The organism is Vibrio algivorus (assembly GCF_030161215.1).
Classification (GTDB): domain Bacteria; phylum Pseudomonadota; class Gammaproteobacteria; order Enterobacterales; family Vibrionaceae; genus Vibrio; species Vibrio algivorus.
The window spans coordinates 528,333-549,600 of record NZ_BSPV01000004.1; the positions used below are offsets into that span (position 1 = coordinate 528,333).

At 40.2% G+C, this 21,268-nt stretch carries 19 protein-coding genes; 5 read left to right on the forward strand and 14 right to left on the reverse strand.

All coding sequences use genetic code 11. From position 1 onward, the window contains the following. The first annotated feature begins 65 nt into the window (after positions 1–65). The gene (gene cdd / locus QQJ93_RS08165; RefSeq protein WP_089123016.1) at positions 66–956 is read left to right on the forward strand and encodes a cytidine deaminase; all 891 of its coding nucleotides are present in this window, start codon (positions 66–68) and stop codon (positions 954–956) included. Between the two features lie 186 nt (positions 957–1,142). Then, a complete protein-coding gene (gene purT / locus QQJ93_RS08170) occupies positions 1,143–2,318 on the forward strand; it encodes a formate-dependent phosphoribosylglycinamide formyltransferase (protein WP_089123017.1) in 1,176 nt (391 codons plus the stop codon). A gap of 81 nt (positions 2,319–2,399) precedes the next feature. On the opposite strand, the gene QQJ93_RS08175 is transcribed toward purT, so the two are convergent. The 7 genes from QQJ93_RS08175 to nrfB form a co-directional block, all read right to left on the reverse strand. After that, positions 2,400–3,044 (reverse strand): thiopurine S-methyltransferase, encoded by a 645-nt coding sequence (locus QQJ93_RS08175; RefSeq protein ID WP_089123018.1) that lies wholly within the window; start codon positions 3,042–3,044, stop codon positions 2,400–2,402. Positions 3,045–3,123: 79 nt separating this feature from the next. After that, the gene (gene ihfA / locus QQJ93_RS08180) at positions 3,124–3,420 is read right to left on the reverse strand and encodes an integration host factor subunit alpha (protein ID WP_027697326.1); all 297 of its coding nucleotides are present in this window, start codon (positions 3,418–3,420) and stop codon (positions 3,124–3,126) included. 384 nt (positions 3,421–3,804) lie between these two features. Then, positions 3,805–4,191: a cytochrome c-type biogenesis protein gene (locus QQJ93_RS08185; protein WP_089123019.1), complete on the reverse strand. Its 387-nt coding sequence runs from the start codon at positions 4,189–4,191 to the stop codon at positions 3,805–3,807. Positions 4,192–4,237: 46 nt separating this feature from the next. Then, positions 4,238–6,205 (reverse strand): heme lyase CcmF/NrfE family subunit, encoded by a 1,968-nt coding sequence (locus tag QQJ93_RS08190; RefSeq protein ID WP_089123020.1) that lies wholly within the window; start codon positions 6,203–6,205, stop codon positions 4,238–4,240. Between the two features lie 112 nt (positions 6,206–6,317). Further along, a complete protein-coding gene (gene nrfD, locus QQJ93_RS08195; RefSeq protein ID WP_089123021.1) occupies positions 6,318–7,286 on the reverse strand; it encodes a cytochrome c nitrite reductase subunit NrfD in 969 nt (322 codons plus the stop codon). Then, a complete protein-coding gene (gene nrfC / locus QQJ93_RS08200; protein WP_089123022.1) occupies positions 7,283–7,972 on the reverse strand; it encodes a cytochrome c nitrite reductase Fe-S protein in 690 nt (229 codons plus the stop codon). Before nrfC ends, nrfD begins: the two co-directional genes overlap by 4 nt. Further along, complete coding sequence (gene nrfB, locus QQJ93_RS08205; protein ID WP_089123023.1) at positions 7,972–8,574, reverse strand: cytochrome c nitrite reductase pentaheme subunit; 603 nt, start codon at positions 8,572–8,574, stop codon at positions 7,972–7,974. Before nrfB ends, nrfC begins: the two co-directional genes overlap by 1 nt. Before the next feature lie 371 nt (positions 8,575–8,945). On the opposite strand from nrfB, the gene nrfA reads away from it, so the two are divergent. Further along, positions 8,946–10,409, forward strand: a complete 1,464-nt coding sequence (gene nrfA / locus QQJ93_RS08210; RefSeq protein WP_284186072.1) for an ammonia-forming nitrite reductase cytochrome c552 subunit — start codon at positions 8,946–8,948, stop codon at positions 10,407–10,409. Positions 10,410–10,892: 483 nt separating this feature from the next. On the opposite strand, the gene QQJ93_RS08215 is transcribed toward nrfA, so the two are convergent. The 5 genes from QQJ93_RS08215 to pheS all read right to left on the reverse strand — a co-directional run bounded on the left by QQJ93_RS08215 (position 10,893) and on the right by pheS (position 17,526). After that, positions 10,893–11,552, reverse strand: coding sequence for a tetratricopeptide repeat protein (locus tag QQJ93_RS08215; RefSeq protein ID WP_284186069.1), 660 nt, complete (start codon positions 11,550–11,552; stop codon positions 10,893–10,895). Positions 11,553–11,683: 131 nt separating this feature from the next. Continuing rightward, entirely contained in the window at positions 11,684–13,297 is a 1,614-nt protein-coding gene (locus QQJ93_RS08220) for a peptide ABC transporter substrate-binding protein (protein ID WP_089123025.1), read from the reverse strand. Positions 13,298–13,484: 187 nt separating this feature from the next. Then, positions 13,485–14,057 carry a hypothetical protein gene (locus tag QQJ93_RS08225; protein WP_089123026.1) on the reverse strand — a complete coding sequence of 191 codons (573 nt, stop codon included), beginning with the start codon at positions 14,055–14,057 and terminating at the stop codon, positions 13,485–13,487. A gap of 82 nt (positions 14,058–14,139) precedes the next feature. Then, positions 14,140–16,527 carry a phenylalanine--tRNA ligase subunit beta gene (gene pheT, locus QQJ93_RS08230; RefSeq protein ID WP_089123027.1) on the reverse strand — a complete coding sequence of 796 codons (2,388 nt, stop codon included), beginning with the start codon at positions 16,525–16,527 and terminating at the stop codon, positions 14,140–14,142. 18 nt (positions 16,528–16,545) lie between these two features. Continuing rightward, on the reverse strand, positions 16,546–17,526 hold the full coding sequence (gene pheS, locus QQJ93_RS08235) for a phenylalanine--tRNA ligase subunit alpha (RefSeq protein WP_089123595.1): 981 nt from the start codon (positions 17,524–17,526) through the stop codon (positions 16,546–16,548). Positions 17,527–17,888: 362 nt separating this feature from the next. Between pheS and QQJ93_RS08240 the strand changes: the two genes are divergently transcribed. Continuing rightward, positions 17,889–19,043: a PQQ-dependent sugar dehydrogenase gene (locus QQJ93_RS08240; protein WP_089123028.1), complete on the forward strand. Its 1,155-nt coding sequence runs from the start codon at positions 17,889–17,891 to the stop codon at positions 19,041–19,043. Between the two features lie 17 nt (positions 19,044–19,060). On the opposite strand, the gene QQJ93_RS08245 is transcribed toward QQJ93_RS08240, so the two are convergent. Both QQJ93_RS08245 and QQJ93_RS08250 read right to left on the reverse strand, forming a co-directional pair. Further along, positions 19,061–19,600, reverse strand: a complete 540-nt coding sequence (locus tag QQJ93_RS08245; protein WP_179949214.1) for an NUDIX hydrolase — start codon at positions 19,598–19,600, stop codon at positions 19,061–19,063. Positions 19,601–19,610: 10 nt separating this feature from the next. After that, complete coding sequence (locus QQJ93_RS08250; RefSeq protein ID WP_089123030.1) at positions 19,611–20,342, reverse strand: SIMPL domain-containing protein; 732 nt, start codon at positions 20,340–20,342, stop codon at positions 19,611–19,613. Positions 20,343–20,561: 219 nt separating this feature from the next. On the opposite strand from QQJ93_RS08250, the gene QQJ93_RS08255 reads away from it, so the two are divergent. After that, positions 20,562–21,263, forward strand: a complete 702-nt coding sequence (locus tag QQJ93_RS08255) for a tRNA (adenine(22)-N(1))-methyltransferase (protein ID WP_089123031.1) — start codon at positions 20,562–20,564, stop codon at positions 21,261–21,263. Positions 21,264–21,268 lie beyond the last annotated feature (5 nt).

Consider the following 21,268-nt stretch of genomic DNA (forward strand, 5'->3'; position numbering starts at 1 on the left):
ATAAAATATAATTACACAAAAATGAGCTTAGCAACTCACTTATACGTGAATTACAAGGAAACCTAATGACTCAACATATTAATCCAAAATCTGTAGCGCACTTACCTACAGAGCTTGCTGATCGTATTGTTTCTCAAATGCAAACAGCTGATTTCAGTGGTCACTTCTCCGCAACGGATTATCAAGCATTGTTATCGCAATCAGGCATGACTGACACAGAATTTAAACTCGCCTTACTGCCTATCGCGGCTACTCGTGCTTATTGTGAAATTTCCAACTTCCACGTTGGTGCTATCGCAGAGGGTTTATCTGGAAACATCTACTTCGGAGCAAATATTGAAATTGCTGGAGTGCAGTTAAACCAAACGGTTCATGCAGAACAATCGGCAATCAGCCATGCATGGATGAAAGGTGAAACAGGGCTAAAAAATATCACCATCAACCACACACCTTGTGGTCACTGCCGCCAATTTATGAATGAATTAAATGGTATTGAAAACCTATCCATTCAACTTCCTGAGCGCCCTGCCTATCGATTAGCGGAATTGTTACCTGAATCATTTGGTCCTAAAGATTTAGGTATCGAAGCTCGCTTAATGGATAACCAACAACACAGTTATCAGTTTGATAGCGACAATGCTGCTATTATCTCTACTATAAAAGCACTAAATAACAGCTATGCGCCATACAGCAATAATCACAGTGGTGTAACATTGAAGACACAATCAGGGGCTATTTATTCTGGTAGTTATGCAGAAAATGCTGCATTTAATCCAAGCCTTCCTCCACTACAGGTTGCGATTAACCTATTATTATTAGCTGGTGAAGATCTAGCCAATATTGAATCCGTGGTACTAGCAGAGAATGCAAGTGGAACCATTAGTCACTTGGCAGAAACACAATCTACACTGGAAGCGATTAACCCCGACATCACGATTGATTATTTATCCATCTAAATACAGATATTAAAGCAATGGTGATAAACCGTCCGTAAACGACCTTCAATATAGTTTACGGACTTTTTATTAAAAGAAATTCTCCCTAACTTGTTGCGCAAACGTTTGCCTACCTTTAAAATCACGCCAATTAATTACCTACTTAATACGTGGGTATCAAAGTAGATCTGTTATAGGAATAAAGACATGTTTGGAACGGCGACCTCTCCTTCTGCCACAAAAGTACTTCTACTTGGTTCAGGTGAACTAGGTAAAGAAGTAGCCATTGAATGCCAACGTTTAGGCTTGGAAGTCATTGCACTAGATCGCTACGCCAATGCTCCGGCGATGCAAGTTGCCCACCGAAGTTATACTGTTGATATGTTAGATGGCGAGACAATTGAGGCCATAATCAACCAAGAAAAACCAGATTACGTTGTTCCTGAAATTGAAGCGATTGCTACTGACAAGCTGGTTGAGTTAGAACAAAAAGGCGTCACGATTGTTCCAACAGCAAATGCAACAAAGCTAACTATGAACCGTGAAGGTATTCGTCGTTTAGCAGCAGAAGATCTTGGCGTTACAACCTCTCCTTATCGTTTTTGCGATACTTATGAAGAATTCAAACAATCAGTAGAATTTGTTTCTATGCCTTGTGTGGTAAAACCAATCATGAGCTCATCAGGTAAAGGTCAAAGCATCATTAAGAGCAAAGCGGATATGGAATCTGCATGGCAATACGCGCAAGAAGGTGGCCGTGCTGGAGCGGGTAGAGTTATCGTTGAAGGCTTTGTCGATTTTGATTATGAAATCACTCTACTTACTGTTCGTGCTGTCGATGGTGTGCATTTTTGTGCTCCGATTGGACACAGGCAAGAAGATGGTGATTACCGTGAATCTTGGCAGCCACAAGCAATGTCGCAAGCTGCATTAACTGCCGCAGAGCAAATGGCTGAGAAAGTGGTAAACGCTTTGGGCGGTTATGGGTTATTTGGTGTCGAGCTTTTCGTCAAAGGTGATGAAGTAATTTTCAGTGAAGTATCCCCTCGCCCACACGATACCGGCATGGTGACATTAATTTCACAAGAGCTATCAGAATTCGCCCTACATGTTCGTGCCTTTACTGGTTTACCAATTAATAGTATTACTCAATACGGGCCAAGTGCTTCCGCGGTAATTCTCGCTGAAGGGTGTTCACAAAATATTAGTTTCACAGGGTTACAAGAAGCACTTGCTGCACCGCAAACTCAAGTTCGTCTCTTTGGTAAACCGGATATTGATGGTCGTCGTCGTTTAGGGGTTACGCTGACACGACGTGATAATGTTGAAAATGCAATTTCTGATGCCGTTAAAGCTGCTAGGAAAGTTAACGTCAGCTTCTAGTTACTTCTCGTTGCTCGTTGCTCGTTGCTCGTTGCTCGAAAATAATATCGATTCCATTATTTTCGAGCAACAATAACAAAATTATGACTCAAGCAACCAGACTTCTTCGGCAAAGCGAGACAGCCCTTGTTTGATTCTTGGATGTTCACTATCACCATCATCACGATTTAAATGAGTCACTTTATACCCTGCAAATAAGCTTTCAATTTCTTTAGCAGGTACGCTAAACGGTGGCCCTGACATTTCAGATTGGTCATAATCCAATGTCACTAACAAAATTTTCCCACCTGGTGCAAGTAATGACTTAATACGTTCAGCATAAGCAACACGTAAGTCAGCCGGCAGTGCAATTAAAGCTGCACGGTCATAGATGCGATCAAATTGCGTCAATGGCGCAGTGAAGAAGTCTCCGGCATAAATAGACAACTCATCGAACTGGTACAACTCATGCTGTCCATTAAGCGGTGTAACCATTGGGGTATAAAAGTGCTCAGCAAAAAAGGCACGTACCGCAATATTGCTAAGTTCAACCCCTGTCACTTCATTATGTTTTTGCGCAAGCCAAACCAGATCTTCTGTTTTTCCACATAACGGAACGAGAACAGAATGATATCGATCAGCAGATACAACTTCCCAATAGTTAATTAAAAGTGGATTTACATCTTCTAAATGAAAACCAATTTTATTTTCTGCCCATTTATTATGCCAAAATTCTTGATCTTGCATTATTCACCTATAAAACGTTTGATAATAAAAAGGCCACCTCAATAGGGTGACCTTCTTTCTTCCAGTGACTTACGTGTTTTTATTTTTCTATCTTAATATTTTCAACACGAGCTTTCAGTTTTTGCCCTGGTCGGAATGTTACAACACGACGAGCAGAAATTGGAATATCTTCACCAGTTTTAGGGTTTCGTCCAGGCCTTTCACTTTTATCACGTAGATCAAAGTTACCAAAACCAGACAATTTAACCTGTTCTCCATTTTCTAGTGCTTTACGAATTTCTTCAAAAAACACTTCAACTGTATCCTTGGCATCACGTTTACTGTAACCAAGTTTTTCGAACAGGTTTTCAGCCAAATCGGCCTTAGTGAGCGCCATAAAACATCCCTCAATTTATCACTGCCGTAGTGGCAGTATTTATAGCATTAGTACGTAGTTAGCAAGCTTAAAGTTAAGTATAACTTCGAAAGTGTAAGCCAACCTTATGATTTTCGCCAAATTTTTTTGATTGTTTGTATAAAATTTTCTTTAGAAATTCTTTTTAAAGTCGCTATTCACACAGTATTAGGTAGTTAATAAAACCAAATAACTCAAAAATTTCAGTTAAATAAATCAACTTAATGAATAACGCTCAGTCATTATCCCTATATTTGACTTTTTGCTAAAGAGTGAGAAAAAATTCAAACTTTAGACATATTTTTGAAAATAAAACCAGCAAAAGCAAAGCCTTAATTCATCTATAACATTAGATTAAGCCTTCGATCAATCCTTCTTTGGCTGCCGTTTTAGTACTAATCGACTAGCTACCCAAACAAGTAACAATAGGAGCACTATTGGGGTAAACCATAGCAGCCAAGTTTTATGTTCTAGCTTAGGTTTATATAATACAAACTCTCCAAACCTTTGCTGCATAAAATCCATAACTTCTGTATCCGTTTTACCTTGTTCCACCATAACAAAAACCCGATACTTCATATCGACAGCAATAGAAGCATTTGATTCCATTAAATTTTGATTTTGACATTTTGGGCACCGAAGGTGGCGCGCAAGATAATAAGCACGCTGTTGATTCTTTATAGAACTGAACTGAAAAATCTCTACACTATTACGATCATTAGCAACTGTCGATTGTGCATACGCATTCGTCATAAAGCTGCATATAATAAAAACGAATATAACGCACAGAAAGCTATATTTACTCAACACACCAGCGACCTTTTTGCCCTTTGATATTCAGTGATAATTTAGAGCGAGCACGACCAAAAACAAGAGCAATCAGCCCGCCAAAAACCATCAGTCCACCACCGTACCAAATCCACCGCATTAAAGGCTTATATTGCAAACGAATCGCATAATGATCGTTGTCAATTTTATCCCCTAAAGTGATATACCAATCTCCCCAATGATTCCAATAAACATCCGGTTCAGTCATATCCATACTTCTCACTGTGTAATGGCGCTTTTCTGGCTTTAAATAATTCACCAACTGCCCTTGTTCATCGAACATCCGAATAACCCCACGCTCCGCAGTATAATTGGGGCCAATCAATAACTCTGTCTTTTCATATTCAAAGCGATGATCATGAAAATTAAACTGAGTGCCATTTGTGACTTTTTGACTGGTTTCAACAGAGGCGTAACCTTCATAACTTGCAGCAATTACAATCAAAGCGACACCAATATGAGCACACGCCATTGCAATCTTTTTGTTATCTTTAATAGCAGACATTATAGAAGCAACGATCACCCAACAAGATAAAACACTCGCAATAACAATGATAGAGTAGCTTCCTTCAAACCATTGAAATTCAGTGCGATAAGCCTTAAAAGTTCCTATTCCAGCTACCAGTAACGCAATACTAATAGATATAATTAAAGGCCGTTTAACTAAATGGAAGTAAGGGATAGCAACGTTAACTCTATGAACATGAATAAACGAACTCAAACCCATTAAAATGCACAGAAGTAAAACAATAGGTACAAAAATTTGGTTAAAGTACGGAGCACCGACTGAAATATTACCTAAGCCAAACAGTTGATAAACCATAGGATATAGCGTGCCGAGTAATACGCTAAATGTTGCTATACAAAATAACCCATTTCCTAAGAAAAATAGCATAGGCAAACTTAGCCATTCAAACTTCATCGGTTGAATATATCGACCAGCACGATAGGCAAAGACCAACATAGAACCAATCATCACCACACTTAAAATTGATAATAGAATAATTCCTCTTGTGGGATCGGTTGCAAATGCATGTACTGATGTAATGACTCCAGAGCGAACAATAAAAGTACCAAGGATGCTTAAACAAAAGGTAAACGTTGCAAGTAATAAGCTCCAACCTGACATAATATTCGGCTGCTTACTCACTTTTAATGAATGCAATAATGCGGTCGCCGTTAACCACGGCATTAAAGAGGCATTTTCTACCGGATCCCAAAACCACCAGCCTCCCCAACCTAATTCGTTATAAGCCCACCAAGCACCAAGTACAATTCCAGCGGTCATGAAACACCAAGAAGATGATGCCCACGGACGAATATCTTCAGCCCACTTTGGGTTGTTTTCTTTAGTAATCATGGTTGCCATAGACATAGCAAAAGCCACAGCAAAACCAACATACCCGAGGTATAACAATGGCGGATGCACAATTAACCCTATGTCTTGTAACATTGGGTTTAAATCTCGTCCTTCGAATGCTGCGGGTAATAAACGAATAAATGGGTTTGAGGCAAATAGAATATAACCCCCTATCGCTGTTGAAATTGTAACTAGAATTATCAATGTCCAATTTTGGAACTCTTGATTTTTTGTTTTTCCTAACTTTGCAACTAACGCGGTCCAACCGATTAAACAAAACAGCCAAAATAAGAAAGAACCTTCATGTCCTCCCCAAACAGCCGTCAGCTTATAGATAAAAGGTAGGTGGGTATTCGAATGGGAAGCAACATAAAGTACTGAAAAGTCATCAATAACAAAACATATGGCCAAAAATATCACACTGAATGTGACACATACACATGCCAAGTAACTCAATAAACGACTGCAACTAGCCCAATAGGAGTCAACTTTATAGATAGCAAAAGCCGAGCCAAAGGCACTAGTTAAAGATAAAACAATCGAAAGAATTAATGACCAATGGCCTAACTCAGCAATCATAGAAACCTATTCAAATTGATAGAAGAAAGAAGGTGTATTACACACCCTCTTTTATACTCAAGTCACTTAGAACTATATTCAGTCACATACACCCAAGCCACTTTGATATATGTTAATACACCGTCATTTGCCCTGCGTACAAAATGAAAGTTCTCAACATCAAAACACCTATCAAACTCAGTGCTGTCACAAAGACAATAAAGGCTTTTTTATGTTGAACTTCATTTGAGGTAAAGGTGCTCATAGCTAATGGCAACAACATCCCCATTCCTATCACTCCGATCCAAAACCAATTCGACCAAAAACCACCACCAATTGCGGTTATCACAGCTTCTGCCCTTGCACCTCCACCAAAATAAAGACCGGCAAAAAATGCGCATAGAACAAACAATTCAAACACCACCACTGGTTTTTCAATTTTATGGATCCAGCGTACACTTGGGCTGTTAATCGGTTCTTTTCCACCAACAACACCAAACAACAAACACGCTGCGGCCCCAGATGAAACACTGGAAAAAACAAATAACACTGGTAACACTGGGTTATTCAATAATGGGTAGGTTTTTAACGCGGAAAGTAAGAAACCAGTATACGCTGCTAACAAGAATGCCAATATTGCCAAAAACCACTCAATTGGATTTTCAAACTTTTTCGCTATCGTTAACACTCGCTCAACCAAGCCTTGAATAACTGAAAGCTTAGTTAAGAACTGATAAATCTCTTTTTTGAAAATAATGCCTAGCCAAACAAACAACACCACCATATAGATTTGGAATAACAATACCCCCATCGACATCACTGATGACGGATTGTAATACAACATTATCTTCCAAAATAACCAGGGTCTTTGTAGGTGGAAGACCAAAATAGTTAAACCTAAAATGATCCCTAGTGGGGCAAAAATAGCATTGGCTCGAATAATGCCATTTTTGCATGCTTCGCCAGTAATCACCTTTTTCTTCAAGTAGATAGAAATCATTACTCCACCAGCAGACATACCAGTAAGAAATAAGTAAATCGCAATCACCCAATCCCAAACCAAGGAGTCAAAGTGAAAAGCTTGGTTAATAATCTCACTCATCCTAAAATCTCCCCTTTATTGTTGGGTACTTTGTACATTTTTGGTTCAGTACCTAACTCAACTTTCATTCGATAAACCGTATGAGTTTGAATGATTTTATTGATATCACTATTAGGATCATTTAAATCTCCAAAAGTGAGAGCTTTGGTTGGGCAAGATTCAACACACGCTGGTTTTTTCCCTTGTGTTAGGTTGGTTTTACGACAAAAATCGCATTTATCCGCCACCTTAGTTTCAGGATTAAAAAAGCGTACTTGATACGGACAAGCCGCTAAACAATAACCACAGCCTACACATCGGTCAGCCTTCACATCCACGATACCTGTTTTAGGATCTCGGTAAGCAGCTTGAGTCGGACAAACATGAATACAAGGAGCATTATCACAATGTTGGCAAGAGATACGTTCAAAAGTGTACGAAGCCTTTGGAAAGTCACCAATAGGTTCGCTACGTTTGATTTTTAACCTTGTCACCCCTTCGGGTACCTTGTTGACTTCTCGGCAAGCATCGGTACAAGCGGTACAACCAATACATAAAGTTTCATCATGGACCATTCCATAACGTATTAAGCCATCGGTTTCGGTAGCAATTAGTTTTTTACCATTCGCTAACGCAGTGGTTGCAACACCAGTGGTAAAGATAACTGCACCACTTCCTAATAAAAAATTACGTCTTGAACAGGACATTATTTATCCTCCTGTTGCTTATAACTTGTCATATCTGAGTGGCAATCCACGCACATTTTGATCCGAGGTTTACGTTCAATATCTTGCATTGGATCTTTTTCTGGGTGAATGGAGTGACAAGAGGAACACGTCAGTTTTAAAGCATGTACATCATGAGTCCAATTGGCTCTACGCAATTGTTCACCTTGATGACAATCTATGCATTGTGAGTTTTGGGTCTTGACCCAGGTAGGATCATGAGCCGGTTTACTCTTTCCGGCAACGACTTGGCCTTGACGAAATTTAACAACATTAGGAGCACCATCACGATGAGAGGCACTAATATCATTATGACAATCAATACAGCCAATGTTTCTTCCTGTTTTCTCATTCAACGCTTTAGCATGCTGCCCTAACAAAACATCATGTTCATCTTTATGGCATTGTGTACAGGCATAATTTTTATCACGTTGAAAGGACACTTGAGCTTTATCTGTTTCTTGAAGGTTTAACTCAGCGTTATTTTCATGTGAACTCGCTAACGTATTGAATGAAAAAACCAATGCAACCGATATCAGGAACATACCCGATAGCTTTGCGATGGTCTTTTGTATGCTATCCATGTTTTTGCACCTTATTTATTACAAAACACTTATTTTTAAAACAAGCTGTTAATGGTTTTGTATTTATATTTTGCAAATACACCTCAAGGGCTCACTTGCAATTAGTGCAACTCATGTCATCAAATTTGTTTAGCCACAACACTTAACGTTACAAAATGTAATACCACTAAAGGACAAAAAACCCGATCTGGTTAACAATTTATAAAACCTATATTTTTAATATACCTTTATTTGATATCAATCAATTCAGCGTCACTTTAACCTTAAAGAAATAAGGGTTTTTGCTAATATTCACCTGCACTCTCATTGTTATCAACTGCCCACAACAACACTTGATATGTATTTACAATAATGGAGTGATGATCGTGAATATTAACTGGAAAGCCCCTGTGGTTAATTCAGCACTGCTATCGTTATTAGGTATGACCCTTTTGGTAAACCCAATTTCTACCTACGCTAACGAGCAAGCAGAAACAACCCAATCCGCTACTCAAATAATGAAGTTCGACCCTCGAAATGAAAAATTCGAACCGGACCATCCCGAGCAATACCAAAGCTGGAAAAACACTTCTAAAAGTGAACATATAACCGATGCACTACAAAGTGACCCTAATATGGTGATTTTATGGGCTGGTTACGGTTTTGCTAAAGACTACAATGCACCAAGAGGACACTTTTACGCTGTCACCGATGTTCGTAATACCCTACGTACAGGTGGCCCTAAAGATGCCAAATCGGGTCCTATGCCAATGGCATGCTGGAGCTGTAAGAGCCCTGACGTCCCACGAGTGATTGATGAGCGTGGTGAAGATGGCTATTTTGATGGCAAGTGGTCTCGCTTAGGCTCTCAGATAATTAACCCAATCGGTTGTGCTGATTGCCATGATACTCAAAGTGATGATTTTAAAGATGGCAAACCAGCCTTACGTGTTGCCCGTCCATTTGCTTCCAGAGCAATGCATGCCATCGACCGTGATTTTGATAAACAAGATAGATTCGGACAGCAATCTCAAGTTTGTGGTCAATGCCATGTTGAATACTATTTCCAAAAAGACAAAAAGAATGCAGTTAAATTCCCTTGGGATAAAGGCGTAGATGTTGACTCTATTGAAAAATACTACGATGAAATTGGCTTTAGTGATTGGATAAACCCTTTATCTAAAGCGCCAATGCTTAAAGCTCAACACCCAGAATATGAAACTTGGCAAATGGGTATACACGGCAAAAACAACGTAGCTTGTGTGGATTGTCACATGCCTAAAGTGAAAAATAAGCAAGGTAAAGTGTATACCGACCATAAAGTAGGTAACCCATTTGATCGATTTGAAGACACTTGTGCGCAATGTCATACGCAAGATAAGCAATCCATGATGGATATTGTGAAATCTCGCAAAGACAAAGTGCAAGAGATGAAATTGATCGCTGAGAAGCAACTTGTTGCTGCACACTTTGAGGCAAAAGCGGCTTGGGAAGCTGGCGCAACTGAAGCAGAAATGAAAGATATTCTAATGGATATTCGTCACGCTCAGTGGCGCTGGGACTATGCTATTGCCTCTCATGGAGTTCATATGCATGCTCCTGAAGTCGCTTTACGCGTATTAGGGACATCAGTTGACCGTGCAACAGATGCTCGAACCAAACTCATCCGCGTACTCGCGAAACATGGTATTACCGACCCAATTCAAATTCCTGATATTTCGACCAAAGAAAAAGCACAAGCTGCGCTTGGAATGGATATGAAGGGTATGAATCAAGAAAAAGATGATTTCTTGAAAAACGTTATACCGGAATGGGATAAAGAAGCCGATATTCGCGAGGCAACCTACCCTCAATAAGAGTTAACCCACCTCACAATAAAGCCCCAATACTTATACAGTTTTGGGGCTTTTTGTATATTTAATACCAATCACAGTAATCAACCTCAGCTGCGGATAACTAGAAGTCACTCAATACAGCACTTTAGGCGTCTAACTTCGTTAAAATCAACGCAATAGGCCAGCTATTGACTTATGATTTTGCCTTGTTATCCATCCCAAATTGCAGCATTGAGAGAAAGTCATCCACCCTAGATGTCTGACAGATGTTTTTATCATTTTGTATATCAGTGGGTTAGGTTAATTATTGTGGCACTCTTATCCGAAGCTGAGGTTAATTAGCTGGTCAGAAATTGCGTAGGAAAAACTTTGAGAACAAGGCAATATTTTTCGTTAAGTAGTGATTCTACAAACAAAAATATTAACGACGTTATCGAAGTTTTTAACAAGCAAGAATGATCAGGTAATTAGTACGAGTGGTATAACCTTAAACGTAAATTATCATTAGTTAATGAACTGTTTTGCCTGATTGATAGCTTTAATAATCGCAATCCTATCAACATCTGCATGACCAGTATCAAGCGCGTGTTGCCAAGTATCAATTGCATCTTGATATTCTGCATTTAGAAAGTGATCCGATGCAATCAGCATTAATGTTGGAACATTGTCTGGATCAATCGCTTGCGCTTTATCGAGCAAAGTTTTGATGGTTGAATCAAACCTTTGATTATTGGCATAATATAATGCCGTTGCTCGTGCCGCATAAATATTCGCTTGAGGTTTTATCGCTAAACGCTCTGCATATAAAAAAGCGGTAGCGGCATGTTCAAATTCATTGGTATACATATAAGCATTCCCCAATGCATACCAACTTTCACCATTTTGTTTATCTTCTAAAACCCGTTGTTGCATTTTTTCCACTTGTTCACGATTAACATCATGTGCTGATTTGTTATCCAAGTTATTCGCGGCAGTGTATTCGTTGCTCTTATCGGAGAGAAAAAATTCACTATGACCAAGATTAAAATAGAGCACGCTGCTGACAGTCAATATAAAGATAGAAATGGTCACTGGTACCCAGTAGCTTGGCTTAGATACTGATTTTAAATAATGCCCCCACACCAACAGCACAATGAGCAAAACCACAAGAAACATATAAATCATAATTTAAACCTATTTGAAACTTTAATCTCATTATTCATGAGCATCCATCAATTAACCATGATCCAGCGTATAATCTATATGAAAAAGCCAACACCTCATTGAAGTGTTGGCTTATAGTTAAGATGGTTTTTTTACTTAATTAAATATAAATCTCGTGTATAGCGGCGCTCAGAAGCATTATCTTGGCTATATCCCCCAACCTTCTTATTCTTCAAGACAGATCGTGTATAAAAATAAACTGGAATGGCAGGCATTTCATCAGCAAAAATTTGTTCTGCTTTTTGATATAAAACGTTACGTTCCTTCTCTGATTGCGCAGAAGATGCTTGTTTTAATACTGCATCATAGTCGGCATTACTCCAACCTCCATAATTCAATCCTGACGAATCAAAGTAAGACAAGAATGTTGAAGCCTCATTGTAATCCCCTATCCATGCGTATCGAGCCACTGAGAAGTTTTTCGATGATAGAGTTTGTAAAAATGTTTTCCATTCTTGGTTGGCAATCTCTACCTCAGCACCTAAATTTTTCTTCCACATAGAAGCCATCACAATCGCTAACTTCTTGTGTGATTCACTGGTGTTGTACTCTAGTTCAAACTTCAATGGGTTCCCTTCATCAAAACCCGCTTCTTCAAGTAAGCTCTTAGCTTTTTGATTACGCTCTTGTTGTGACATTTCAGCCCATTCTAATTTAGGCACTTCAAAACCAGCCACTGCCGGTGGAGTATTGGTATAAGCCGGTAGCTGTCCTTGTCCTAAAATTCGCTCAACTACAACATCACGATCTATGGAATACGCCAGTGCCTTACGGACTCTTTCATCATCAAATGGCTTTTTCTTCATATTGAACAAATAATAATATGTTCCCAGTGAAGGCATAGTTAATAACTCATCTGGTCGATCTTTTTTAATCGTTTGGTATAACTCGAGAGGCACAACATTTGTGATATCAATTTCACCAGTTCGAAAACGATTATATTCTGCATTTACATCCGATATTGGTAAATAAGTAACTTGATTAATTACCGTTTCTTTGTCATTCCAATATTGAGCATTTCTTTTTAAGACAAGTTTTTCATTGATCACCCAGTCGGTAAGTTTGTATGCTCCACTCACGACAATATTCTCTGGTTTTGTCCAAGCTTCTTGGTATTTTTTAACGACTTTCTCGGGAAGTGCAAAGGTACTTTCATGTGCCAGCATCTTTATAAAATGTGGTACAGGCTTCGTTAGGTTCACTTGCAATGTTTTAGCATCAACGGCTTTTACACCAAGGCTATCAACTGTCGCATCCCCCTTGGTGATTTTATCTGCATTAACAATATTCGCCATTGAAACATACCAAGAATATGGTGCACCTGTTTTAGGATTAACAATACGCTGTAAAGCGAAAACAAAGTCATCGGCAGTGATAGGATCACCATTTGACCATTTAGCATCACGTAAGTGGAAAGTATATTGTGTGCCATCTTCAGAAATGTCCCAACGAGTAGCCAGTGCGGGAATAATATTACCGTGAAGATCTTCGGTAACTAACCCTTCAAACATATCTGAAATAACACGAGAGCTTGATGTATCTGAAGACATAGTGGGATCTAATGTAGGAACTTCATCTCCATTACCTCGTGTTAATTTTTGCTCTTCAGCAAGTTGTACGCCAACCGGAACTTGAGCCGCCATTGTAGAGAAAGAAAATAACGTGCCGAAAGCCAATGCGAATGTCGTTCTTTTTAATCTGTGCATCTGTCTTATATCCTTATTATTGTGGTAGTGCATCCTGCTGAGTACTTGATTAAGCACTCTATTACACTGATGAGCTTAGATCGCTTATCACTCATATAATTATCGAATTAATAATGTATTTCTATGGTGAGAAGCAAAAAACCGCCAATTAAGGCGGTTTTTATTAAAATAACATGAAGTTAAACGATCAATCTTGAATGTTTTCTACTACCCCTTGGCTATTAAAAAGTACATTCATTTTATTGAAACGATTTTTCCAATACACCCAAGTATTCAGATCGGTTGTTGGTGTTACATGTGCTGGCGGATAACCAATTGCATTTAATACACCTTGCTTAGTCATGCCTTCATAGACACGCCCTTCCTTAATCCCTTTTTGGTCAGTACTATTTAAACCAGTTAAGCTAGGGCATGAAGTACCAAAGTCTCTTAAGATCCCGGATTTAAAATCCCCTGTCGCTTTATGCCAAACATACATATATTCCAAGCCTGTCTCTTGGACTTTAAATGTCATCACTTTACTGTTGACTTCGATAATATCCACTTTAGTACAACGAGGTATAAAGCCATCTTGTAAATAATTGAGGGTAAACAGTTTCTTTCTGGCTGCATCAGGATGAAGATTGACTTGAGTATAAATCGGTTGAGTGGTACTGATTAAATCGACATTATCACTGGTGACTAAATTCGGGCTAGAAGCACAGCCAAGCAGAGATAATGTCGATAAAATCACACTAGCTATAACAGTTTTGTTTTTCATACAGCCTCACAATCAAAAGATAAAAAAATCCACTCACCAAGTTTATGGCAAGTGGATTCATATTGCTTAGCTAAAAATCACATTAATCGCGTAGTGTCGCACCAAATTGTTCAGTTAATGCGGCAACAATTGCGTCAACAGAAGCGGCAATATCCGCATCTTCCAATGTACGCTCTGTCGATTGTAGGCTTAGTGCGATAGCAAGGCTCTTCTTGCCTTCTTCCACACCTTTACCACGGTAAACATCAAACAGTTTTGCACCAGTAAGTAATTCACCACCGTTTGCCAGACATGCATTCACCACATCACCACTGGCAATCGCTTCATCTACTACCACTGCGATATCACGGCGGTTGGCAGGGAATTTAGATAAGCTTACTGCTTCTGGGATCACGCGGGTATCAATCGCTGACCATTCGATTTCAAATACGATTGTACGGCCATTTAAGCCAAACTTACGCTCAAGCTCTGGGTGAACCGTACCAATCACACCGACAGGCTCGCCATCAACAACGATTGCCGCAGATTGTCCTGGGTGTAAAGCTGGGTGGCTCACTGCTTCAAAGCTAAATGCTTTATCATTGGCAGATAACTCAAGAATCGCTTCTAAATCACCTTTCAGATCGAAGAAATCAACCGTATTGGTTTCGATATCCCAATGCTCTTCACTGCGAGTACCTGCTATTACACCAGCCAGCATTGGCTCTTGACGCATGCCGTTTTCTGCTGAGTCACAAGGAATGAAACGTAAACCGTATTCAAATAAACGAACGCGCGGTTGTTGGCGTTTTTGGTTATGTACCACAGTGTTAAGCAAACCTTGAATTAGACCAAGGCGCATTGCTGACATTTCCACTGAAATTGGGAAAGGCAGGATCAGCGGCTCAACGTCTGGCACGATCAGTTTTTGTTGCTCAGGCTCAACAAAGCTATAAGTGATCGCTTCTTGGAAACCACGGTCAACCAACAAGTTGCGAACACGTTTAAGTGGTAGATTCGCTTCTTTATGATCGTTCATGCTTAACGCCGCTTTTGGCGCTTGATTTGGAATGTTGTCGTAACCGTAAATGCGGCCTACTTCTTCAATCAAATCTTGCTCAATTGCAATATCAAAACGCCATGTTGGAGCGACCGCCGTCCAACCTTCATTGGTTGTTTCAACGCTCATACCTAGACGCTCAAGGATCTCAACCACATCATTATCAGCAATGTGGTGACCAAGTAAGTTGTCTAGTTTCGTGCGACGTAATGCTACTTTGTTTGGTTTAGGTAAATCGCTTTCTGATTCAACGGCAACCACTGGGGCAACTTCACCGCCACAGATTTCAACTAATAGCGCCGTGGCACGCTCCATTGCGCTTACTTGTAGTGCGTAATCCACACCACGTTCAAAACGCATTGAAGAATCAGTATGCAAACCGTAACTACGCGCGCGACCACGGATATGATCCGGTGCAAAGAAGGCGCACTCTAGTAATACGTCTTTAGTTTCCGTGGTTACACCAGATTGCTCACCACCGAAAATACCAGCGATAGCTAGTGCTTTATTGTGGTCTGCCACCACTAAAGTATCGGCATTTAGTTTCGCTTCAGTGCCGTCTAGTAGCGTCAGTTTTTCATCTTGCTCTGCCATACGAACCACGATGCCACCTTCAATCTTCGCTAGATCGAATGCGTGCATTGGTTGACCTTGCTCAAGCAATACAAAGTTAGTGATATCTACGACAGGATCGATTGAACGAATACCACAACGACGCAGTTTTTCTTGCATCCAAAGTGGTGTTTGCGCTTGAACATTGACGTTCTTAACCACACGGCCAAGGTAACGAGGACAGGCTGCAGGTGCTTTTACTTCGATTGAAACTGTATCGTCAATTGAAGTCGCTACCGCGTCAGAGCTTGGCGCTGTAACGTCTGCACGGTTTAATACGCCAACTTCACGAGCCATACCACGAATGCTGAAGCAATCTGCGCGGTTAGCGGTTAGGTCAACGTCAACTGTTACGTCGTTTAAGCCAAGGAATTCACGGAAATCGGTACCGATAACCGCGTCTTCTGCTAATTCCATGATGCCATCAGATTCCACATCGATGCCAAGTTCAGTAAATGAACACAACATGCCGTGAGAAGGTTGACCACGTAGTTTGGCTTTTTTGATTTTGAAATCACCTGGTAGAACCGCACCAACGGTAGCGACTGCGACTTTCAAACCTTGACGGCAGTTTGGCGCGCCACAAACGATGTCTAATAATTCTTCCGCGCCAACATCAACTTTAGTCACGCGTAATTTATCGGCGTCTGGGTGTTGACCACACTCCACAACTTTACCCACTTTTACGCCAGTAAAGCTGCCAGCAACAGGAAGTACGTCGTCGACTTCTAGGCCAGCCATTGTAATTTGGTGAGTCAGTTCATCTGTCGTTACCGCAGGGTTAACCCACTCACGAAGCCATGATTCGTTGAATTTCATTGTGATTAATCCTCTCGGTTACTTGAATTGTTTAAGGAAACGAAGATCGTTTTCAAAGAACGCACGTAAATCATTTACGCCATAACGCAACATGGTTAAGCGCTCTACACCCATACCAAATGCGAAGCCCGAGTATTTTTCAGGATCAATGCCAACACTACGAAGAACATTAGGGTGAACCATGCCACAGCCTAATACTTCTAACCATTTACCATTTTTCCCCATTACATCTACTTCTGCTGAAGGTTCTGTAAATGGGAAGTAAGAAGGACGGAAACGCACTTGCACTTCTTCTTCAAAGAAATTACATAGGAAATCGTTCAAAATGCCTTTTAGCTGAGCAAAGTTAACGTTTTCATCCACCAGCATACCTTCCACTTGGTGGAACATTGGCGTATGCGTTTGGTCGTAATCGTTACGGTATACTCGGCCCGGAGCAATGAAACGAAATGGCGGTTTGCCGTTTTCCATCGTACGGATCTGAACACCTGAAGTGTGAGTACGTAGCATCAAATCAGGATTAAAGAAGAAAGTATCATGGTCAGTACGAGCTGGGTGATCTTCTGCAATGTTGAGCGCATCAAAGTTATGGAATGCATCTTCAATTTCAGGCCCCGCTTCAACATTAAAGCCAAGCTCACCGAAGAATTGCTCAATACGCTCAACCGTGCGCGTAACTGGGTGCAAGCCTCCGTTTTCAATGCGACGTCCCGGCAGAGAAACATCAATCGTTTCTGCAGCGAGTTTTGCTTCAAGTTCAGCGCGTTGCAATGCTTCTTTACGTGCAGCAATCGCTTGTTGAACCGTGCCTTTCGCTTTGTTGATCTCTTGACCTGCGCTACGGCGTTCTTCTGGAGGTAATTTACCTAGGCTTTGTAATTGAAGGGTTAATTCCCCTTTCTTTCCTAGTACCTGTACACGGACATCTTCTAATGCCGTAACAGAGTCGGCCTGCTCTATTGCTGCCGTTGCGTTGGCAATGATTTGTTCTAATTGCATCGTTTCCTCACCTACCATCCGGTAGTCCTGTGGGTAGTTCAGTTCCTAGTTGGCTTAACATCTGCCATTTTGCTCAACATCTTTATCACTTATCATTTTTACAACAATCTGTGCATTAAAAAAGTTATGCAGAATGGCAACCTTGAGCTTCACCATAAAAAACTGACATAATAAAATACGAGTAAAAATAGCCCTATATAGTAATGAATGCAGCACATAAAGCCAAATTGAAATCATGCTAAATATGGCTTTATTTTTCTATCCACTCAGTTTGTCATGTCTATTTACGATTTTACGCTCGATTTTTATCCAATTACTGTCCAGAGTATGAGTAATCCCCACTGTTCAACATCGAGAGAATTATGCCAATGCTATCTTTACTTTCTCAATGCAAACGTTATTCTTCGCTACTGCTATTTAGCTCGATTGCCGCTTTTCCTTCCATAGCAAACACTCAAGATGCCTCAGAAAACCAACAAAATTACACCACCAAAATAGTGGCCAATAATCTAGGTGTTATTTGGGGGATGGACTGGGTAGATACAAATCACTTACTCATGACAGAACGTAATGGCCATGTTTACCTACTCGACCTGACCACTAAGCAAAAATCTGAAATATCGGGCTTACCTGACATCAAAGTCTCGGGTCAAGGCGGTTTGTTAGATGTCGCACGATATACCGATTCAAACAAGCAAACTTGGTTTTACTTTACCTACGTGAAACCACTCCAAAATGGCAATTCTGCTACTACGCTAGCTCGGGCTCAATTAGATATTAACAAGAAAGCATTAACCCAATGGCAGGATTTGCTCGTCACTGATTCAGCCGATGACAGCAGCAAACATTTTGGTAGTCGTATTACCTTTAATGATACAGGATATGTATTTTTTGGCGTAGGCGATCGTGGTAACCGAGACAATGGCCAAAATATGGATAACCAAGCTGCAGCTATTTTGCGGCTAAATACTGATGGCTCAGTACCACAAGACAATCCATTTATTAAAATGAAACAAGGCAATGAGGCAGTCTGGAGTTACGGCCATCGTAATCCTCAAGGCTTAGTTTATGACTCAAAACGAAACCTATTATGGGAAGTGGAACACGGACCACGTGGTGGCGATGAAATTAATATCATCAAACCTGGGTTGAATTATGGCTGGGCAAAAACGTCACATGGCAAAGAATATTGGAATCCATTAGATGTCGGCGAAGCGAAAACCCTACCCGGTATAGAGCCCCCTCTCATGGTTTATATTCCTTCTATCGCGCCAAGTAGCGCAGTAATTTACCAAGGTGAAGCATTTCCTAATTGGAATGATAATATGTTAATTGGTGCACTAGCGGGTACGCATATCAACATGGTCTCTTTTGATGAACAAAACCAACCGAAAGATGAAGTTCGTTTAGTCGAAGATCTGAATGAACGAGTACGTGATATTGCTATTAGTAAACAAGGCTTAGTTTATTTCTCAACAGATTCTGGGAAGTTGTATAAATTAAGCCCTAAAAAATAACGTTCAAATATTAAGATCTAAATCAGCCCTTTCAACTTAGCTAAACCATAAGCATTAACGGTAGAAGCATCTTTAATCTCTCCCGAAATAATCCGTTGCTCAAATTCAGCAATTGGCATTTTGTTCGCGATTAATCCTTCTTCTTCCGGATCCAAATTGCGTTCTGCTTGAGTTAAATCGGTTGCTAAATAAATATGGTAGCCTTGATTGGAATAACCATAAGCAAGGTATTGAAAGCCAACATAAACCATATTACCTGCCACTAAACCTGTTTCTTCTTTTAGCTCACCGGCAGCTAAAAGAACTGGATCCGCGTCGGGGTGGTTCTCCCATGCGCCTTGTGGGAATTCCAATAAACGCTCACCGACGGCATAACGATATTGTTCAACTAAATGCACATCATCACCATCAACCGGAAGGATCACCACAAAATCAGGTTTCTCAACCACACCATAAATACCTTTCGCACCACTTGGCCGTTCAATTTGATCTTCACGCACTGTCATCCATTTGTTTTGATAAACTACTTCGGAGTGCAGCATTTTTATTTCATTCATTATGATGCCTTTAATCTGATAAGTAATATTGTACCGTAGAAACCACTCGGATCTTTTTGATATAAGGGGTGTTTTTATCTCTTGATGAAATGGTAAATTGCCCTTGCGATGCTCGTTTTATTTTACCTAATTGGCTATCAGAATCCTTAGCAAACTTTTCAGCCACTACGCGCGCGTTTTTCGTAGCTTCTTCAATCATTGCTGGCTTAATATCATTAAGTCCAGTAAAGATATATTCAGGCTGAGACGAATAACTGTCACCACTGAACACGATACCTTGCTTTCCGAGCTCTGACATTTCAGCCATCACATTACGCACAATATCGATTTTATTAGAATAAACCGTCACAGTTTGATTAGCAGAGTAGCGAAATTCAGCACGAGAATTATCACCCCACTGTTGAGCCGATTTATCAACAATCGCAGGGGCACTAAAACTAATTGCTTCAGGAGAAACTCCTTTTAACAAGAGGAAAGCTTTAATTTTTTCGGTACTTTTATCTACCTCATTATAAAGTGCTGATAAATCATTATTAGCTAACGTAAATTGGATCGGCCAAATCACCACATCGGCCTCTACTTCTTTCTCTGCAAGCCCTTTCACGTTCACGCTACGTTCGTATTGTTTATATTCTATAGCAGCCGACCCGAGTTGATAGCCTAACAAAACCAGCCCAACACAAATGAAAGCACCGAGTAAAAGTGCTGGAACCGCTTTATTATTGGAGGATACATTCGTCATATCTATTCTATTCCTTTTCTATGCTTTTATTTATGAATAAGCTGTATACCCAAGTCACTTCGGTATAATGAAAAACATGTCTAGAAACTGCACTTACAACAGATATTAGACGAAGTAATAATCAAATGATATCAACTGACCAACACATATACCCAAGTCACTTGGGAATGAACCAATAACGCAGTACAATACCGACCGGTTAAATTAGCGAGAAGAATCGTGAAGCTAAGTAAGCGTCTACAACATATTGAATCTATGATCTCAGATCAGCATTACCAACATATATGGGATTGCTGTTGTGACCACGGTTTTTTAGGCGCAGCATTACTACAACGCCAAGCAGCTCCGTTTGTTCACTTTGTCGATATCATTCCCGAGTTAACCTCATTAGTACAAACACGTTTAGAGCAATTCTTTCATAGCTCAGCCTCTCAATGGCACGTCTACTGCCAAGATGTCAAAACACTACCCTTAGAAAAGTTTTCAGGTAAACAACTGGTCATCATTGCAGGCGTTGGTGGAGATTTAATGGTGGAGTTTATTCAAGCGTTACAACATCAATACTCTCACTTAGAGATCGACTACCTGTTGTGCCCGGTTTACCAACAATTTAACTTGCGCCAGATCTTAATCAATTTGAATATGAGCTTAAAGCAAGAAAAGCTCATTGAAGATAACCGTCGATATTATGAGATTCTGCATGTCTCCAACCGCGCCCCCCAAAGTCCAGAAGATAACATTCATCCTGTTGGTAAGCAGATTTGGCATTATTCCAATCAACAACAGGCTATTGTGAATAAGCGCTATTTGCAAAAAACACTAACCCACTACTCTCGTATGCAACAAAGTGATCCCATGCAAGCTCAATTGCCTTTGCAGTGGTACTCTCACATTCGTCAGCAATTAGACCTTTCAGATTAAAAACA

Excerpts from the sequence above, each read along its gene's own strand:
- cdd (WP_089123016.1), top strand. The coding sequence starts at position 66 with ATGACTCAACATATTAATCCAAAATCTGTAGCGCACTTACCTACAGAG.
- purT (WP_089123017.1), top strand. The coding sequence starts at position 1,143 with ATGTTTGGAACGGCGACCTCTCCTTCTGCCACAAAAGTACTTCTACTT.
- QQJ93_RS08175 (WP_089123018.1), bottom strand. The coding sequence starts at position 3,044 with ATGCAAGATCAAGAATTTTGGCATAATAAATGGGCAGAAAATAAAATT.
- ihfA (WP_027697326.1), bottom strand. The coding sequence starts at position 3,420 with ATGGCGCTCACTAAGGCCGATTTGGCTGAAAACCTGTTCGAAAAACTT.
- QQJ93_RS08185 (WP_089123019.1), bottom strand. The coding sequence starts at position 4,191 with ATGACGAATGCGTATGCACAATCGACAGTTGCTAATGATCGTAATAGT.
- QQJ93_RS08190 (WP_089123020.1), bottom strand. The coding sequence starts at position 6,205 with ATGATTGCTGAGTTAGGCCATTGGTCATTAATTCTTTCGATTGTTTTA.
- nrfD (WP_089123021.1), bottom strand. The coding sequence starts at position 7,286 with ATGAGTGAGATTATTAACCAAGCTTTTCACTTTGACTCCTTGGTTTGG.
- nrfC (WP_089123022.1), bottom strand. The coding sequence starts at position 7,972 with ATGTCCTGTTCAAGACGTAATTTTTTATTAGGAAGTGGTGCAGTTATC.
- nrfB (WP_089123023.1), bottom strand. The coding sequence starts at position 8,574 with ATGGATAGCATACAAAAGACCATCGCAAAGCTATCGGGTATGTTCCTG.
- QQJ93_RS08215 (WP_284186069.1), bottom strand. The coding sequence starts at position 11,552 with ATGATTTATATGTTTCTTGTGGTTTTGCTCATTGTGCTGTTGGTGTGG.
- QQJ93_RS08220 (WP_089123025.1), bottom strand. The coding sequence starts at position 13,297 with ATGCACAGATTAAAAAGAACGACATTCGCATTGGCTTTCGGCACGTTA.
- QQJ93_RS08225 (WP_089123026.1), bottom strand. The coding sequence starts at position 14,057 with ATGAAAAACAAAACTGTTATAGCTAGTGTGATTTTATCGACATTATCT.
- pheT (WP_089123027.1), bottom strand. The coding sequence starts at position 16,527 with ATGAAATTCAACGAATCATGGCTTCGTGAGTGGGTTAACCCTGCGGTA.
- pheS (WP_089123595.1), bottom strand. The coding sequence starts at position 17,526 with ATGCAATTAGAACAAATCATTGCCAACGCAACGGCAGCAATAGAGCAG.
- QQJ93_RS08240 (WP_089123028.1), top strand. The coding sequence starts at position 17,889 with ATGCCAATGCTATCTTTACTTTCTCAATGCAAACGTTATTCTTCGCTA.
- QQJ93_RS08245 (WP_179949214.1), bottom strand. The coding sequence starts at position 19,600 with ATGAATGAAATAAAAATGCTGCACTCCGAAGTAGTTTATCAAAACAAA.
- QQJ93_RS08250 (WP_089123030.1), bottom strand. The coding sequence starts at position 20,342 with ATGACGAATGTATCCTCCAATAATAAAGCGGTTCCAGCACTTTTACTC.